General features: G+C 67.6%; 15 protein-coding genes. 11 read left to right on the top strand and 4 right to left on the bottom strand.

Annotated features, from left to right (window positions below; genetic code table 11):
- The 3 genes from J8J14_RS23160 to J8J14_RS23150 all read right to left on the bottom strand — a co-directional run.
- The coding region (locus J8J14_RS23160; RefSeq protein ID WP_209381919.1) for an urease subunit gamma at nucleotides 1-156 on the bottom strand (156 nt) is incomplete at its 3' end.
- 43 nt (nucleotides 157-199) lie between these two features.
- Nucleotides 200-1,015, bottom strand: coding sequence for an urease accessory protein UreD (locus tag J8J14_RS23155; RefSeq protein ID WP_209381917.1), 816 nt, complete (start codon nucleotides 1,013-1,015; stop codon nucleotides 200-202).
- A 154-nt stretch (nucleotides 1,016-1,169) separates the two neighbouring features.
- Nucleotides 1,170-1,379, bottom strand: coding sequence for a hypothetical protein (locus J8J14_RS23150; RefSeq protein WP_209381916.1), 210 nt, complete (start codon nucleotides 1,377-1,379; stop codon nucleotides 1,170-1,172).
- A 219-nt stretch (nucleotides 1,380-1,598) separates the two neighbouring features.
- Here J8J14_RS23150 and J8J14_RS23145 point away from each other — a divergent pair, with 219 nt between their 5' ends.
- The 11 genes from J8J14_RS23145 (at nucleotide 1,599) to cysG (ending at nucleotide 15,303) form a co-directional block, all read left to right on the top strand.
- Nucleotides 1,599-1,880, top strand: coding sequence for a hypothetical protein (locus J8J14_RS23145; RefSeq protein ID WP_209381915.1), 282 nt, complete (start codon nucleotides 1,599-1,601; stop codon nucleotides 1,878-1,880).
- Between the two features lie 160 nt (nucleotides 1,881-2,040).
- The gene (locus tag J8J14_RS23140) at nucleotides 2,041-2,586 is read left to right on the top strand and encodes an ANTAR domain-containing response regulator (RefSeq protein ID WP_342452521.1); all 546 of its coding nucleotides are present in this window, start codon (nucleotides 2,041-2,043) and stop codon (nucleotides 2,584-2,586) included.
- A gap of 218 nt (nucleotides 2,587-2,804) precedes the next feature.
- Nucleotides 2,805-3,875, top strand: coding sequence for a CmpA/NrtA family ABC transporter substrate-binding protein (locus J8J14_RS23135; protein ID WP_209381914.1), 1,071 nt, complete (start codon nucleotides 2,805-2,807; stop codon nucleotides 3,873-3,875).
- Nucleotides 3,872-5,137 carry a CmpA/NrtA family ABC transporter substrate-binding protein gene (locus J8J14_RS23130; protein WP_209381913.1) on the top strand — a complete coding sequence of 422 codons (1,266 nt, stop codon included), beginning with the start codon at nucleotides 3,872-3,874 and terminating at the stop codon, nucleotides 5,135-5,137. Before J8J14_RS23135 ends, J8J14_RS23130 begins: the two co-directional genes overlap by 4 nt.
- Before the next feature lie 2 nt (nucleotides 5,138-5,139).
- The gene (gene ntrB / locus J8J14_RS23125) at nucleotides 5,140-6,012 is read left to right on the top strand and encodes a nitrate ABC transporter permease (protein ID WP_209381912.1); all 873 of its coding nucleotides are present in this window, start codon (nucleotides 5,140-5,142) and stop codon (nucleotides 6,010-6,012) included.
- Nucleotides 6,013-6,022: 10 nt separating this feature from the next.
- Nucleotides 6,023-6,826: an ABC transporter ATP-binding protein gene (locus tag J8J14_RS23120; RefSeq protein WP_209381911.1), complete on the top strand. Its 804-nt coding sequence runs from the start codon at nucleotides 6,023-6,025 to the stop codon at nucleotides 6,824-6,826.
- Nucleotides 6,823-8,013 (top strand): NAD(P)/FAD-dependent oxidoreductase, encoded by a 1,191-nt coding sequence (locus J8J14_RS23115; RefSeq protein ID WP_209381910.1) that lies wholly within the window; start codon nucleotides 6,823-6,825, stop codon nucleotides 8,011-8,013. The genes J8J14_RS23120 and J8J14_RS23115 overlap by 4 nt, the downstream gene beginning before the upstream one ends.
- Nucleotides 8,013-9,737: a NirA family protein gene (locus J8J14_RS23110; protein WP_245216105.1), complete on the top strand. Its 1,725-nt coding sequence runs from the start codon at nucleotides 8,013-8,015 to the stop codon at nucleotides 9,735-9,737. Before J8J14_RS23115 ends, J8J14_RS23110 begins: the two co-directional genes overlap by 1 nt.
- Entirely contained in the window at nucleotides 9,734-11,302 is a 1,569-nt protein-coding gene (locus tag J8J14_RS23105; RefSeq protein ID WP_209381908.1) for a sulfite reductase subunit alpha, read from the top strand. Before J8J14_RS23110 ends, J8J14_RS23105 begins: the two co-directional genes overlap by 4 nt.
- Before the next feature lie 3 nt (nucleotides 11,303-11,305).
- Nucleotides 11,306-13,945 (top strand): nitrate reductase, encoded by a 2,640-nt coding sequence (locus J8J14_RS23100; RefSeq protein WP_209381907.1) that lies wholly within the window; start codon nucleotides 11,306-11,308, stop codon nucleotides 13,943-13,945.
- Nucleotides 13,945-15,303, top strand: a complete 1,359-nt coding sequence (gene cysG, locus J8J14_RS23095) for a siroheme synthase CysG (RefSeq protein WP_209381906.1) — start codon at nucleotides 13,945-13,947, stop codon at nucleotides 15,301-15,303. The genes J8J14_RS23100 and cysG overlap by 1 nt, the downstream gene beginning before the upstream one ends.
- Before the next feature lie 229 nt (nucleotides 15,304-15,532).
- Here the strand turns inward: cysG and J8J14_RS23090 are convergent.
- Nucleotides 15,533-15,752 (bottom strand): integrase core domain-containing protein (locus J8J14_RS23090; RefSeq protein ID WP_209381905.1); only part of this gene is annotated, 220 nt, incomplete at its 5' end.

Here is a 15,752-nt window from a genome sequence, read left to right as displayed (position 1 = left end):
GCTGCGGCCGTCCCGCGCACCCTCCACCACGAAATCGCTTACCAGCGCCACGGCCTCCGGATGGTTCAGTTTCACGCCCCGTTCCAGGCGCCGCCTTGCTACCTGGGCGGCCATGGCGATCAGCAGCTTGTCCTTCTCGCGTGGCGTGAGGTGCATGGGCTGTTCCGGTTCGGGGGTGGGAAGTATGGCGGCGGTCGCGTCAGGTGGTCCATAGCCTGGGTAGGAAGGGCGGCAACCCCAGAAGGACCGGGCGAAGCGCCGGGATGGCGGCAACCAGGGCGGCGCGTACGGCGGCCGAAGGCCCGAGCCACCGGATGAGCGCCACGCCCTCACGCGGAGTGGTGGCGGCGCCCAGCGGGCCCGCCGCCTCCCGCATCGGCGCGAGTTGGGCCGCGGCGTCGGGGCCAGCATAGAGAAGGGTGGCGAAGGCGCCGGCACCGCCAAAGCCGAAGCGGTCCGCGAGCGCCGCACCGGGCTCGTCCAGCCGCAAGGTATCGGCCCAGCGAAGCTTGCCACTCACCCGCAGCCGCCAGGAGTCATGCAGGCTTCCCCTGGCGAAAGACTCCCCCCGCGCACTGCGGCCGAAGACGAGCATCTCCGCCGCCAGAAGCCGCGCATCCGGCGCCAAGTCGATCTCCAGCCGACGGCGCAGGCGGGCCTCGCTGAAGAGGATGGTTTCCTGCGGCAGCCACTCGAGCGTGGCGCCCGCCTCCACCTGCAAGGTAGTTTCGACCTGTGTTTCGGGACCTAGGGAGCGATATAGCTTCTCGGCCGCAGGGGTGCAGAGGGTGGCGATACTGCCGGGGGCAGCCACCATCGCCACGCGCAGTCGATCGCCCCCCGCGAGCCCGCCGGCTGTGTTCACCAGGGCGGCAAGCGGCGGTTCTTCCGCTTCGGGCCGCGGGAACAGCACGCGCAGCGGCGCGGATTGGTAGAGGTGGCGCAACACGGTGCCCGCTCCCTGGCGCTCGAAGCGCAACTCGGCCGAGCCATTCGCCCGCTGATGGCGAATCAAGTCGGGGAAGGTGGGGCTTGCCGTCACGGTTTCCAACTATAATGCCGTCAGTGGAGGGCGGCCATCGGGCTAGATCCGCCATGTGCAGCGCCGGCGAGCGGGGTGCCGCGTGGGAGGCGGAACGCCGCCGTGCCTGCGACCGGCGTGGCATGCGTTATTTCAGTGTTTTGAGCGATGCCGAACGAACGATGGTCGCACCGCTGATCCGGCATGGATAACGGAACGGACGACCTCGGATCGCAGGTGTGCGGGCCTCATGGCCACGGGTGACGACTTCGCGCAGCGGGTCGGGTATGCGCTCCACCGCACGTTCGCAGCAGAAGATGGTGGCAGGAAGGGTGGTCTCGTCCAGGGTATGGAGCATGCGCCAGAGCCTGGCCCGCGGGCTATAGCCGAAGATCCCTTCCCGCCCCTGACTACGGATGCTGGGCGCAACGACGCTGACCACATCGCGGACGTGCTCACTGCGCGGGTCGCCATCGCCAACCTGGTGCTCGAATCCTTCCCTAAGTTCACCACGACCGAAACGACGAGCTGGGATCCGTTGGTCCAGCGCAGATACGGCCAGCGGCCGCCATAGCCATTGGCGCTGGCCCAGCTTTCCTTCCTCCTTTCGCCGCTGCTGATCCTGGCTGCGACCTCGCTGACGACGGACGAGAACTTCACCCGAGCCAGCCTGCAGGCCTGGGCGGACGTGCTGGGCGGGCTGACGGTGCTGGCCACTGCCCTGCTCGCGGTGCCGCTGGCCCTTGTGCATCTAACGGCCGGGCGCGGTCTCAAGCGGCTGAACCTGCTGGCGGCGGTGCTGCTGCTCACCTCTGTCGTGGAGCGTCGCTTCGCCGGGATCGCGCTCATCTCCCAATGAGCGCCGTGACCTGCCGGCCTCCCTGTCGTGGTTAGGGTCAGGACAGTCGGCACACGGTTCTGGCTAGCGCTGCTCGCTTGGCAAGGTGTTTGCCTGAGGGTGCTGCACAGCGGCGCTTACCATTGGCCGGTAGGGGATCAGACGACTGCGAGTCCTTCTGGTGGATACAGATGCCGAACGTGCAGCCCTCGTTTCCGCTGGGCTAAGGGCGGCTGGTTACGAAGTCGTGGCATTCGTGCCAGATGCCATTGATCTCACCCGTCATGTGAGGGCCTCGGGCGCTGAGGTCATCGTTTGTGATCTTGATGACCCGAGCCGCGATGCGCTCGAGAGCATGCGCGCCCTGAACCGGGACGAACCTCGGCCTGTTATTCTCTTCGCTGAGCGAGGCGAGCCAGAGCAGATCGAGGCGGCACTTGAGGCCGGTGTCGCGGCCTATGTCGTGGAAGGACTGGCACCCGCCCGCGTGCGCCCAGTCATCGAGGTGGCGATCCGCCGCTTCCGTGCCCACCATGCCATGAAGCAGGAACTGGAAGCCACTCGCGCTACTCTTGCCGCCCGGAAGCTCATCGACCAGGCGAAAACGCGGCTGATGGAGCGCGGAAGGCTGACCGAGGAAGAGGCATATCGCCGCATGCGCCAGGCCGCGATGAATCAGGGACGCCGATTGACCGAAGTAGCGAGAGCTATATTGAACGAAAGCTAGGCACAATGCCCTTATTTTATTCGTTCATGGGCTTTGCTGGCGCCGCATGGACAATTGGTGGGCAGAATCCCACTTGATCCGCCGCGTCGCGATATGCTGCAAAGGGTCCATCGAGCCGGTCTGCAATGGCGTAGGCCCTTGAGCGCTCCGAGTAGTCACCCGGCGGTCCAACGGCGGCCCGCCTCCTGGTTTCGCATGCGAAACCCTGGAGAGCGAGCGTGCCCGACCGAGTTCTACGTATCGGCTATGTCCCGCTGATCGATGCCGCGCCGTTGCTGGTGGCAGAGGCGCGCGGAATGTTCCGCCGATTTGGCGTTAGGGTAACCCTTTCTCAGGAGGCCGCCTGGGCTGCCGTACGTGATCGGGTGGCCCACGGCCTCCTGGACGGCGCCCATATGCTGGCGCCACTACCCATTGCCCTGGCCTGCGGGCTCGGCGGTGTTCAAGCTTCGTTATCAGTCGGTGCCGGTATCGGTCGCAACGGCAATACCCTCACCCTTTCCCCGGAACTGGCCGACGAGTCCGGGCTGAGCCCGGATGGCGCACCACTCTCTGCCGGGGCCTTCGCGACCGCTGTGCGGCTCCGTGTAGCCGCTGGGCGGCCGCCGGTGCGGCTGGCAGCCGTGTTCCCCTTCTCCTCGCACCACTACTTGCTACGGCATTGGCTTGCCTCTGGTGGGCTGGATCCTGACCGGGATCTCCGCCTCACCGTGGTCCCGCCCCCACGTAGCGTCCAGGCTCTCGCACAGGGCGAGATCGACGGCTTCTGCGCAGGCGAGCCCTGGGGCAGCCATGCCGCGGCACTTGGCGTCGGTCGCGTGGCGCTGACGGGGGGCGATATCTGGCCCGATCACCCGGAGAAGGTCCTTGCCTTCCGCCCAGGCCTCCGCACGGAGCAAGCGGTCGGCGTGACCGCCGCCGTGATCGCCGCTGCGCGCTGGCTGGACGACCCCACGAATCGCGAGGATGCGGTGCGGCTGATGCGCGACCGCGTCTTCCCCGGCATGCAGCCGGAGACCATCCGCATGCCCTTGGCCGGGCAGACACCGACCCAGGCCGGGATCCGTGCCCTACCTGCCCCGATGCGCTTCCGCGAGGCGACCCTGGCGCGCCCCGAGGCCGCAGCTTGGTGGCTGAGTCAGATGCGCCGCTGGGGCCATGTGCCCACCACCTGCACCGATGCCGAAGCCCTCGCTGCCTACGACGATGCCACCTGGCGTGCCGCAGCCGCCCTGCTTGGCGAGGCGGAGCCCGACACCATCAGCCATCCCGAGGAGAAAGCCGCATGACGATGAAGCGTAGGCAGGCCATCGCCGCCACTGCAGCCCTCTTCGCCGCAGCGCGCGCCAGCGCGCCGCGTGGCGCCTTCGCGCAATCCTCCACCACGCCGGAGGTGCGGAAGGCGGTGCTCGGCTACATCGCGCTGACCGATGCGGCGCCGCTCATTATCGCGAAGGAGAAAGGCTTTTTCGCCAAGCACGGCATGCCCGACGTCGAAGTGTCCAAGCAGGCGAGCTGGGGCGCGACGCGGGACAATCTCGTGCTCGGCGGAGGCTCAGGCGGCATCGACGGCGCACATATCCTCACGCCCATGCCGTATCTCATGCACACCGGGCGCGTAACACAGAACAACCAGCCCGTGTCCATGGCAATCCTGGCGCGTCTGAACACGAACGGCCAGGGCCTCTCGGTGGCCGAGAAGCACAAGGCTACGGGCGTGAGGCTCGACGCCTCCGGCCTGAAACGCGCGCTGACGCCGGAGAGCAAGGTCGCCATGACCTTCCGTGGGGGCACGCATGACCTGTGGCTCCGCTACTGGCTGGCCGCGGCCGGGATCGACCCCGACAGGGACGTGCAGACCATCGTCGTGCCGCCGCCGCAGATGGTGGCGAACATGAAGGTCGGCACCATGGACGCCTTCTGCGTGGGCGAGCCCTGGAACGACCAGCTGGTCAACCAGAAGATCGGCTTCACAGCCGCCGTGACAGGAGAGTTGTGGCGCGACCATCCGGAGAAATCCTTCGCGTTGCGGGCGGATTTCGTGGCCGCCAACCCGCGTGCCACGGAGGCGCTGACCGCTGCCGTGATCGAGGCGCAGCGCTGGTGCGACAACGACGCCAACAAGCAGGAGATGTGCACGATCATCGGGCGCCGTGCCTGGTTCAACGTCCCGGTGGCCGACATCATTGACCGGACGCGTGGCAATATCGATTACGGCGATGGCCGCAAGGTGGAGAACTCGCCCCTGCTGATGAAGTTCTGGCGCGATCATGCGTCCTATCCCTTCCGCAGCCATGATCAGTGGTTCCTGACCGAGGATATCCGCTGGGGCGTACTGCCGGAGGGGACGGACGTTGCGAAGCTGATCGGCGAAGTGAATAAGGAGGGCATCTGGCGCGCCGCCGCCGAGCGCGCTGGCGTGCCGGCGGGCGAGACGCCGGGCGGTATGAGCCGTGGGCGCGAGACCTTTTTCGACGGCAAGGTCTTCGACCCCGAGAACCCCTCGGCCTACCTCGCCTCGCTTTCCATCAAGAAGATCGTGGCGGCCTGAGGATGAACGCTTCCGTCCAGCCCCCGGCGGCGGTAGCGCCCGCCGTCACCGCGATCGAGCCGGCAGTGATGCCGCCCCCCAGCCTCGTCGCGCGGCTTCGGCCCGCGGCAGAGCGCCTGCTGCCGCCCATGCTTGTGGTGCTCACCCTTGTGGTGCTCTGGGAGGTCGTGGCGAGCGGCCCGGATGCCACGCTGCCCTCGCCCTCCAAGGTCTGGGCGGATGCGGGGGAGCTCATAGCCGATCCCTTCTTCGACCGGGGCGGGCTGGATAAGGGCCTGTTCTGGCATCTCTTGGCCAGCCTCCGGCGTGTGGCGCTGGGCTTCGCTCTCTCCGCCGTCGCGGGGATCGCGGTGGGGCTGCTGATCGGTACCTCCCAGCTCGCCATGCGCGGTCTGGACCCGATCTTCCAAGTGCTGCGCACCGTGCCGCCGCTCGCGTGGCTGCCGCTCTCCCTTGCCGCCTTCCGAGAGGCACAGCCCTCGGCCATCTTCGTGATCTTCATCACCTCGATCTGGCCGATCATCATCAACACGGCGGTGGGCGTGCGCAACGTGCCGCAGGACTACCGCAACGTCGCGGCTGTGATCCGGCTGCGGGGCTTCGGATACTTCTCCCGCATCATCCTTCCGGCAGCGGCCCCCTATATCTTCACAGGGCTCCGTATCGGTGTCGGCCTCTCCTGGCTCGCCATCATCGCCGCAGAGATGCTGATCGGCGGGGTCGGTATTGGCTTCTTCATCTGGGACGCCTGGAACTCCTCCAACCTGTCCGACATCGTCGTGGCCCTCATCTATGTCGGCCTCGTCGGCTTCGCGCTTGATCGGCTGATGGCGCTGGCCGGCCATCTCGTCACCCGCGGCACCGCGACGGCCTGAGGACGTGGTCATGAGTGGCAACCAGATCTTCCTCGACATCTCCGATGTCACCGTAGCCTTCGGGCGGTCGCGCGTACCCGTGCTTAATGGCATTGACTTGAAGGTGCGGCGCGGGGAGTACATCGCCGTCATCGGCCATTCCGGCTGCGGCAAGTCCACCCTGCTGAACGTGGTGGCAGGGCTCCTCGAGGCGACAAGCGGCGGCGTGGTGCTCGACGGGCGGGAGGTTTCCGGCCCCGGCCCGGACCGTGCGGTGGTGTTCCAAAACCATTCCCTCCTGCCCTGGCTCACCTGCTACGAGAACATCCGCTTGGCGGTGGACCAGACCTTGTCGAAGCAGATGTCCCGTGCCGAGCGGCACGAATGGACGCTGCAGAACCTCGCCCTGGTCCGCATGACTCATGCGAAGGACAAGCGGCCCGGCGAAATTTCAGGCGGGATGAAGCAGCGCATCGGTATTGCCCGTGCGCTGTCGATGAAGCCAAAGGTGCTTCTGCTGGACGAGCCCTTCGGCGCGCTGGACGCGCTGACCCGGGCCCATTTGCAGGACCAAGTGATGCAGATCCATGCCGATCTTGGCACCACGGTCATGATGATCACGCATGACATGGACGAGGCGGTGCTGCTCTCCGATCGGATCGTGATGCTGACCAACGGTCCGAATGCCCGGATCGGCGAGATTCTGGAGGTGGAACTGAAGCGTCCGCGGAACCGGCTGGCCCTGGCCACCGACGCGCGCTTCATCGCGGCACGCGCCTCCGTCCTGGAGTTCCTGCATCACCGTCACACGGCACCGGGGCTCGTTTCCGTATGAGGATCCTGGTCGTCGGCGCCGGGCCGGCCGGAACGCGCTGCGCCCTGCGGATCGCCGGGCGCCTGCCCCGGGCGCAGGTGGTGCTGGCGGGGGCCGAGCCCGCTCTGCCTTACGACCGGGTGGCACTCTCGAAGTATCTCATCGGCGAGATGGCGCAGGAGGCGCTGGTGACTCATTCCCTGGCCGCGCTTAGGGCGGCGGGGGTGAGCTACCGGCCCGCAACCCCTATCGCCGCGCTCGACCTCGCAGCGCGCGAAGCGATCACCGCGCGTGGCGAGCGGATTGCCTATGACCGCTGCGTTCTCGCCACCGGAAGCCGCGCCGTCCGCCTGCCGCTGCCGGGCGCCGAGTTGCCCGGCGTCATTCCCTGGCGTGACCTGGCAGAGAGCCGCAGCATGATCCAGGCGGCGCGCGAAGGCGGACCGGCCGTCGTGATCGGTGGTGGATTGCTGGGGCTTGAGGCCGCCGCGGGGCTGGCCGCGCGCGGGATGAAGGTGACCGTGCTGCATGCCGTGGGCTGGCCCATGGAGCGGCAGCTCGACCCCGAAGCGGGCGCGCTGCTGGCCGGCCGACTTCGCATGCGCGGGCTGAACATCCGCATGCCCGTGGCGACGGCCGCCATCGAGGGGCGCGAGCGGGCGCAGGCGGTCCTGCTGAAGGACGGCACGCGCATTCCCGCTCGGCTCGTCGTCATGGCTGTGGGTGTTCGGCCCAATTCCGATCTAGCACGCGCCAGTGGCCTGGATGTAGGACGCGGCATTGTCGCGGATGCCGCGATGCGGACGAGCGACCCGCATGTGCTGGCGGTCGGCGAATGCGCTGAAGTGGAGGGCCGGCTCATCGGTCTCGTCGCTCCCGCGCTGGAGCAAGCCGAGATTGCGGCCGCTACCATCGCGGGCGAAGCCGTGGCCTGGGCACCACGCGCGGACTCCGCCGGACTGAAGGTTTCCGGCACGCAGGTCTGGTCCGGGGGCGAGGTGTCGCCGGCGGATGCGGAAGCTGTGACGCTGCGGGCTGGCGAGACCTATCGCCGCCTCTGGTGGCGCGGGCAGCGGCTGGTGGGCGCCGTGCTCTATGGGGACACGGCTGAAGCTGGCTTCTACCAGGATCTGATCGCGAGTGGCCGCGCCGTCGCCTCCCGGGCCGGTGCCGCGTTGGGCCAAGCCTTTCTGAAGGATGCCGCGTGATGGGCGACTTCACCCCGGAACAGCAGAACTACCTTAAGGGCTTCATGGCCGGGGTGGAGGCGCGCCGCGGCTCCCTTTCCCCGGCCGGCGCAGGCGAAGGTGGCACGCCGCCGGATGCCATGCGCGCGGCGCAGGATGCAGCCATCGCCGCAGGCGGAAAGCTGACGCCGGAGGAGAAGATGAAGCGGGAAAAGCACCCGCTGGACCGCTGGGAAGAAGTGGAGGCGCGCGCAAGGGCCGGCGAGTTCCCGCATGGGCTGGAGAACCTGGCCACGCGCTGGCATGGGCTGTTCTATGTGGGGCCGACGCAGGACTCCTTCATGTGCCGCCTGCGCATCCCCGGCGGGATCCTCTCATCCCATCAGGCGAGCGGCGTCGCCGCGATCTCAGAGGAGTGTGGCGGCGGCTATGTGGACGCCACGACCCGCAACAACCTGCAAATCCGCGAGATTCCGGCCGGCAAGGGCGTGGAACTGGTGGAACGGCTGGCGGATCTGGGCATCATTCCCAAGGGCACCGGGGCGGACAACATCCGCAATATCACCGCCTCCCCCACCGCGGGTATAGATCCGAACGAACTGATCGACACGCGCGCGATCGTGCGCAACCTGCACCACCACATCCTGAACACGCGCGACCTTTTCGGCCTTCCACGCAAGTTCAACATCTCGCTCGACGGCGGCGGGCGCGTGGCCGTGGTGGAGGACACGAACGACATCGCCTTCACCGCTATCCGGGTGGGGGAAGAGGTCCTGTTCCGCCTGGGCTTGGGCGGCATCACCGGCCACCGTGACTTCGCGCGGCAGAGCGGCCGCGCGGTGGCACCTGAGGATGTGGTGCGGGTGTGCGACGCCATCCTCCGGGCCTTCCTTGCACATGGCGACCGGACGGACCGGCGCAAGGCTCGGCTGAAATATCTTCTGGACGCCTGGGGTCTGCCCCGCTTTATCGAGACCGTGGAGGCGCAGCTCGGCTTCCCGCTTCGCGAGGTCGATAGTTTCGAGCCGGCGCCGCCGCCGGAGAAGCACGGGCATCTGGGCGTGCATGATCAGCGCCAACCCGGGCTACAATATGTGGGGGTGGTGGTGCCGGTGGGGCGCATCACCGCCGGCCAGCTGCGTGCCCTGGCCCGCATTGCCGATGTCTACGGAAGCGGCACGCTGCGGCTAACGGTTTGGCAGAACCTGCTGATCTCGGACATTCCGCGCGAGCGCATGGTGGAGGCCTGCCGCGAGATCCAGGCTGCCGGCCTGGGCACCAGCGCCAGTCATTTGCGTGGCGGGCTGGTGGCCTGCACCGGCGCTGCAGGCTGCAAGTTCGCCGCCGCGCACACCAAGCAGCACGCGGCCGATCTTGCTGACTACCTGGACGCGCGCATCGCCGTAACGCGGCCGATCAACATCCATCTCACCGGCTGCCACAATTCCTGTGCCCAACATTATATCGGCGATATCGGCCTGATCGGCGCGAAGGTGGAGCGCGGAGAGGAGGAGGTGGAGGGCTACGACCTCCATGTCGGCGGCGGCGCGGGAGTGGAGCAGAGGATCGGCCGGCTGATCCGCCCGAAGGTGGCGCATGATCAGCTGGGCCCGCTGGTGCTCAACCTGCTGCGCGCCTGGCAGGCCGAGGCGCCGGAAAGCAGCTTCCAGGACTTCACGGCGCGGCATGCCGAGGTCGAGTTGCTAGCCATGGCTGAGCGCGAGGCTGCGGAGATCGAGGCATGAACGCCATCTCCCCCATCGCGGGCGCCTTCCCGCAGCCAGCGCCGGTGCCGCTGATCCCGGAGAATGCGCCCTTCACGGCGGAGCAGCGAGCCTGGCTGAATGGCTTCCTGGCCGGCCTTTATGGCAGAGCTGCCCTGCCTGGCACCGCAGCAGCGCCGGCCTCGGAGCCAGAGGAGGAGTTCCCCTGGCACGATCCGGCGCTGGGTTTGGACGAGCGTCTGGCGATGGCCGCAGGCAAGCCGCTGTCGCGCCGCTACATGGCGGCCATGGCGCAGTTGGATTGCGGACAGTGCGGCTATGTCTGCAAGACCTATGCGGAGGCGATCGCGACAGGAGCCGAGGGCTCGCTCTCCCTCTGCGTGCCCGGCGGCAAGGCGACGCAGAAGGCGCTGAAGGCCCTGCAAGCGGAGGCGCCGGCCGCGGCGCACCCTGCCCCGGCCGCAAAGCCGGCCGGGCCGGCCCTGGTGCCCGTGCGCCTGCTGGCGGCGGACCGCCTCTCGGGCGAGGGCTCGACCAAGGATGTGCGGAATCTGGTACTCGACCTGGAGGGCACCGGGTTGCGCTACGAGCCTGGCGACAGCCTCGGGCTTCTTGCGCCCAATAATCCGGCGTTGGTGGAAGCCTGCCTCTCGGCGCTGGGTGCTACCGGCGAGGAGCCTGTTCCCTGCCCCGATGGCATCGCCCGCCCGGTGCAGGAGGCCTTCCTGGCGCACCTCGCCATCGCGCGCCCACTGGATCGGACCCTCGATCTCCTTGCGGGTGCCGCGCGCGACCCCAAGGAGGCCGCGATGCTGCGCCGGCTCGTGGATGGCGAGGATAATGCCAGGCCTGAGGATGCGGACCTGCTGGACCTGCTGGAGCACTTTCCCTCAGCGCGGCCAAGCCTGGCCGATCTTGCGGCATCCCTGCCCGGGCTGAAGCCCCGCCTCTACTCCATCGCGTCCTCGCCGCTGGCCATGCCTGGAAAGGTGGAGCTCTGCGTTTCCGTCGTGCAGGCCGAGCGGCGCGGACGAGTTCGGCAAGGCGTGGCCTCCTGCCATCTTGGCTTCCGCGGGCTGGAGGCGCCGATGCCGGCCTATATGCAGGTCAGCCATTTTCGCCTGCCCGATGATCCAAATATCCCGATCATCATGTGCGGGCCTGGGACCGGAATCGCGCCCTTTCGCGCCTTCCTGCAGCACCGTGCGGCACAGGGCATCATGGGCCGGACCTGGCTTTTCTTCGGTGACCAGACCTCCAGCGCCGATTATCTCTTCCGGCCGGAGATCGAGGGGTGGCTGGCCGATGGAACGCTGGAGCGACTCTCCCTCGCCTGGTCGCGCGATCCTGGGACCGCGAAGGTCTATGTGCAGGACCGCATGAAGGAGCAGGCAGCCGATCTCTGGCGCTGGTTCCAGGATGGCGCGCGCTTCTACATCTGCGGCGACGCATCCCGTATGGCCAAGGACGTGGACGCGACGCTGCGGGAGATCGCGATACGTGAGGGCCGCATGGACGCGGATGCCGCACGCGACTGGATCGTCGCCCTGGCCCGCCAGAATCGCTATCAGCGCGACGTGTACTGAGCCATGGATGCACTTCCCCCATCCTCCCCTGGCGCCGTGCGCACCACCTGCCCTTATTGCGGCGTCGGCTGCGGCGTGCTGGCAGCGCCGGATGGGCGGATCGCAGGCGATCCCGATCATCCCGCTAATCGTGGGCGGCTCTGCAGCAAAGGCACAGCCCTGGGCGAAACGCTGAACCTCCCCGGACGCCTGCTGCATCCTGAGGTGATGGGCAAGCGCGCTTCCTGGGATGCGGCGCTGGACACGGTCGCCGAGGGCTTCCGCCGCGCCCAGGCGGAGCTGGGCCGGGATGGCTTGGCGCTTTATGTTTCGGGGCAGCTGCTGACCGAAGATTATTACGTGGCGAACAAGCTGGCGAAGGGCTTCCTGGGCACGGCGAATATCGACAGCAACTCCCGCCTCTGCATGGCCAGCGCCGTCGCTGCGCATCGCCGCGCCTTCGGCGAGGATGTGGTTACCGGCGTCTACGAGGATCTGGAGACCGCCGACCTGGTGGTTCTGGTGGGGAGCAACCTAGCCTGGTGCCACCCGGTGCTGTTCCAGCGCATCATGGCGGCCCGCGCGCTGCGCCCCACCATGCGCCTCGTCATCATCGATCCGCGACGCACGCCGAGCGCCGAGAGCGCGGACCTGCATCTTCCGATCCGCCCGGGATCGGATGTGGCGCTGTACAACGCCCTGCTCGCGCATCTCGACGAGAGAGGACTGGCGGACAACGCCTATGTAGAGGCCCATACCGAGGGGCTGGACGCAGCCCTGGCCGCCGCGCGCGCAGACGCCGCCGATGCGGCCGGGCGCACCGGGCTCGATCCCGCCGACCTCGCGACCTTCCTGCGCTGGTTTGCGGAGACGCCGCGCGTGGTCACGCTCTGGAGCCAGGGCATCAACCAGTCCGAAACGGGCACGGATGGCGCGAATGCCATCATCAACGCCCATCTTCTCACCGGCCGCATCGGCAGGCCGGGCATGGGACCTCTCAGCATTACCGGCCAGCCCAATGCCATGGGCGGGCGTGAGGTGGGGGCGCTGGCGAACATGCTGGCGGGACATCTCGACTGGTCTGTCGCGGGCGAAGCCGACCTGGTACGCCAGCACTGGAACGCCCCGAACCTTGCCACCGGGCCCGGGCTGAAGGCAGTGGACCTGTTCCGTGCCCTGGGACGGGGCAGGATTGGCGCCCTTTGGATCATGGCCACCAATCCCGCCGTCTCGCTTCCTGAAGCCGGGCTGGTGCACGAGGCCCTGTCGCGCGCACCTTTCCTTGTGGTTTCGGAGGTGATGAGGGAGACGGACACCGCCGCTTACGCGCATGTCCGCCTGCCTGCTTTGGGCTGGGCGGAGAAGAAGGGAACGGTCACGAACTCCGAGCGTATGATCTCGCGCCAGCGCAGCCTCCTTCCTCCGCCGGGTGAGGCGCGGGCGGACTGGTGGATCATCTCCCAGGTCGCCGCTCGCCTCGGGTGGGGATCGGATTTCGCCTGGACCGGCCCGGCCGCGATCTTCCGCGAGCATGCCGCCCTGACTGGCCGCGGCAACAACGGCACGCGCGCCTTCGACATTTCCGGCCTGGCCGGGCTAACAGACGAAGACTACGACGCCTTGGCACCCACACGCTGGCCCGTGCCGGCCTCCGCCTCTGCCAAATCCCGCCTCTTCGCCGATGGCGCCTTCCCGATGCCGAGCGGGCGAGCGAAATTCGTCGCCGTCTCCCACAGGCAGAGGCCGGAGGGCGCGGGCCTCCTCACGCTTCTGACCGGGCGCTTGCGCGACCAGTGGCACACGATGACGCGCACGGGTGGCGTTCCGCGACTGATGGCCCACGCGCCCGAGCCCGTGCTGACCGTTCACCCGGAGGACGCCGGGGGGCTGACGGATGGTAGCCTCGTCCGAGTGACGGGCCATGCCGGAGCGGAAGCCGTGCTACGGCTGCGCTACGATCCGGGTCAGCGGCGCGGCTCAGTCTTTGCGCCGATGCATTGGACGGCGCAGGCGGCACCCAGGGCGCGCATCAATCCCGCGGTTCCGGCTGCTACCGATCCGGTCAGTGCCCAGCCGGCACTGAAATCTGCCCGGGTGAAGCTCTCAGCCTATGATGCAGCCTGGCACGGCTTCCTGATCGCCCGGCGCAGGTTGGAGCCTGATGTCGCGGATTGGGTAGCCGTGTCCCTGGCCGGTGACGGCGTTTACCGCCACGAACTCGCGGGAGCCGAGATACCGCAAGAAGCCTTCGCGCGGCTCATCGTCTTGCTGGGCCACGAGGAGGGGGAGTGGGCCCGATTGGAGGACCCCAAAGCCGGCCTGCATCGCGCAGTTCTCCTGCGGGATGGCCGGGTGGATGCGGCGCTCTTCATCGGGCCCGATCACGATCTGCCCTCGCGCGACTGGCTGTCCGCAACCCTCGGGGCGGGCAACGTCGCTCCCACTGTTGCACTCCTGGCCGGGTCCCCGGCCAGCGGCCCGGCGCCATCTCCGACGCTTTGCGTCTGCCATGGCGTTGCTGAAGGCGCTGTCCGACACGCGATCGCGGGTGGAGCTTGCAGCGTGGCCATGGTGGGCGAGGCAACGCAGGCCGGCACCGGCTGCGGTTCATGCCGGCCCGAGATAACCGCCTTGCTGGCAAGAGTCGCAGTGGAGCTTGCCTGATGCGACATTTCCCTGCCTTCCTCAATCTGAAGGACCGCGCTGCCTTCGTGCTGGGGTCCGGGGATGCCGTCGAGATCAAGGCAGGCCTGCTTGCCCGGGCGGGGGCGGTGCTGCACCGTGCGCCACGCTTCGGCCGAGACGGACAGGCGGGCGATCTTCCGGAGGGTTGCGCGATTGCGATCGGAAGCGGTGCGCCGGATGAGGACTTGGAGGCCCTCTTCCACGCCTGCCAGGAGCGTGGTGTTCCTGTCAACATCGTCGATCGGCCGGCCCTCTCCTCTTTTATCATGCCGTCGATCATTGATCGCGCGCCCGTCACAATCGGCATCTCGACTGGCGGCGCCGCCCCGGTTCTTGCCCGCCTGCTGCGTGCTCGGATCGAGAGCATGCTGCCCCCGGCGCTCGGCCGGCTGGCGGCCCTGGCGGAGCGGTTTCGGGAGCTTCTCCGCAGCACCATTCCCAGCCCGCCCGCGCGGCGGCGCTTTCTCGACGCGGTGCTCACCGGCCCCGTGGCGGATCTTGTACTCGCCGGAAGGGAAGTGGAGGCTGAGGCGGCCTTCTCCACTGCATTGTCCAAAGCAGACAGGGCGCCGCCCGGCATCGTCCATCTTGTCGGCGCGGGGCCTGGCGCCGGCGACCTGCTGACCTTGCGTGCGCTCCGCCTGCTCGGTGAAGCTGATGTGATCGTGCACGACCGTCTTGTGGGGAACGAGGTGCTAGAGCTCGCCCGACGGGACGCGGAGCGCATCTATGTCGGCAAGCAACGGGCGCGGCACTGCCTCCCCCAAGAGGGCATAAACGAGCTACTCATAAACCTTGCCCGGCAGGGCAAGCGCGTTGTGCGCCTAAAAGGCGGCGATCCGTTCATCTTTGGTCGCGGCGGAGAGGAGTTGGAGGCTTGCCGCAAAGCCGGCGTGGCCTGCGAAGTCGTGCCCGGCGTGACCGCCGCACTCGCCTGCGCCGCCAGTGCAGGAATCCCACTAACCCACCGCGACCATGCTCGTATCGTCACCTTTGTCACGGGACACACAAAGGACGGACGGTTAGATTTGGACTTCGCGGCGCTCTCCCGCCCGGAGCAGACGCTCGCCGTCTATATGGGCGTTTCCACTCTGCGGAAGTTGCGCCACGGACTTGTCGCTGAGGGGCTTGACCCCATGACGCCTGTTGCCCTCATCGAGTCAGGTGGAACTGACGGCCAACGTGTACTACTCGGCACTCTTGACGGCATCGCTGAGAAAGCTGCTCAATGGCATCAGGGCGGACCAGTAATGACTCTCGTTGGAACTGTTGTTGCAGGATGGAGCCCCTCTTTGACGAGCAGTAGGGCGCCCGTCGTCGGATCTTTTGGACTATGAGGGGGCTGACTTAAAGTAGGTACCAAACTGTCTGATCTGACGCCGGCAGATGACGGCGCGGGCGAGGATTGTGAGGGCGAGGTGCAGGTCTGCTCGACTGTGGTGCATGGATCGGATCTGAGGCCGAGGTAGGGTGGGATAGGGCTAGGGTGCCCCTGTCCGTCGTCGAATGCTTTGGGACAGGTGAGGTGCTGAACTAACGGAGGCTCTGGCTCATCTGGGCTGGAGGTTAGGCGGCTCGGCGCTGATGCAGCAAGCGCCGCTGCTGGATGGTCTTGCGCTTGATGCGTTCACGCTTCCGCATGATGGTTTGTCCTCGGCCGAGATAGACATCGGCTGGGGTGAGATTCTGCAGGCTCTCGTGGTAGCGCTGGTGGTTGTAGTGCTCGACGAAGGCCTCGATCTGCGCCTCGAGGTGGCCGGGCAGATAGTAGTTCTCGAGGAGAATG

It is taken from the genome of Pararoseomonas baculiformis (genome assembly GCF_017813395.1).
Classification (GTDB): domain Bacteria; phylum Pseudomonadota; class Alphaproteobacteria; order Acetobacterales; family Acetobacteraceae; genus Roseomonas; species Roseomonas baculiformis.
This window is presented reverse-complemented; position numbering and strand designations above follow the sequence as displayed.

Excerpts from the sequence above, each read along its gene's own strand:
- J8J14_RS23150 (WP_209381916.1), bottom strand. The coding sequence starts at position 1,379 with ATGCTCCATACCCTGGACGAGACCACCCTTCCTGCCACCATCTTCTGC.
- ntrB (WP_209381912.1), top strand. The coding sequence starts at position 5,140 with ATGAACGCTTCCGTCCAGCCCCCGGCGGCGGTAGCGCCCGCCGTCACC.
- J8J14_RS23100 (WP_209381907.1), top strand. The coding sequence starts at position 11,306 with ATGGATGCACTTCCCCCATCCTCCCCTGGCGCCGTGCGCACCACCTGC.
- J8J14_RS23115 (WP_209381910.1), top strand. The coding sequence starts at position 6,823 with ATGAGGATCCTGGTCGTCGGCGCCGGGCCGGCCGGAACGCGCTGCGCC.
- J8J14_RS23105 (WP_209381908.1), top strand. The coding sequence starts at position 9,734 with ATGAACGCCATCTCCCCCATCGCGGGCGCCTTCCCGCAGCCAGCGCCG.
- J8J14_RS23110 (WP_245216105.1), top strand. The coding sequence starts at position 8,013 with ATGGGCGACTTCACCCCGGAACAGCAGAACTACCTTAAGGGCTTCATG.
- J8J14_RS23130 (WP_209381913.1), top strand. The coding sequence starts at position 3,872 with ATGACGATGAAGCGTAGGCAGGCCATCGCCGCCACTGCAGCCCTCTTC.
- cysG (WP_209381906.1), top strand. The coding sequence starts at position 13,945 with ATGCGACATTTCCCTGCCTTCCTCAATCTGAAGGACCGCGCTGCCTTC.
- J8J14_RS23120 (WP_209381911.1), top strand. The coding sequence starts at position 6,023 with ATGAGTGGCAACCAGATCTTCCTCGACATCTCCGATGTCACCGTAGCC.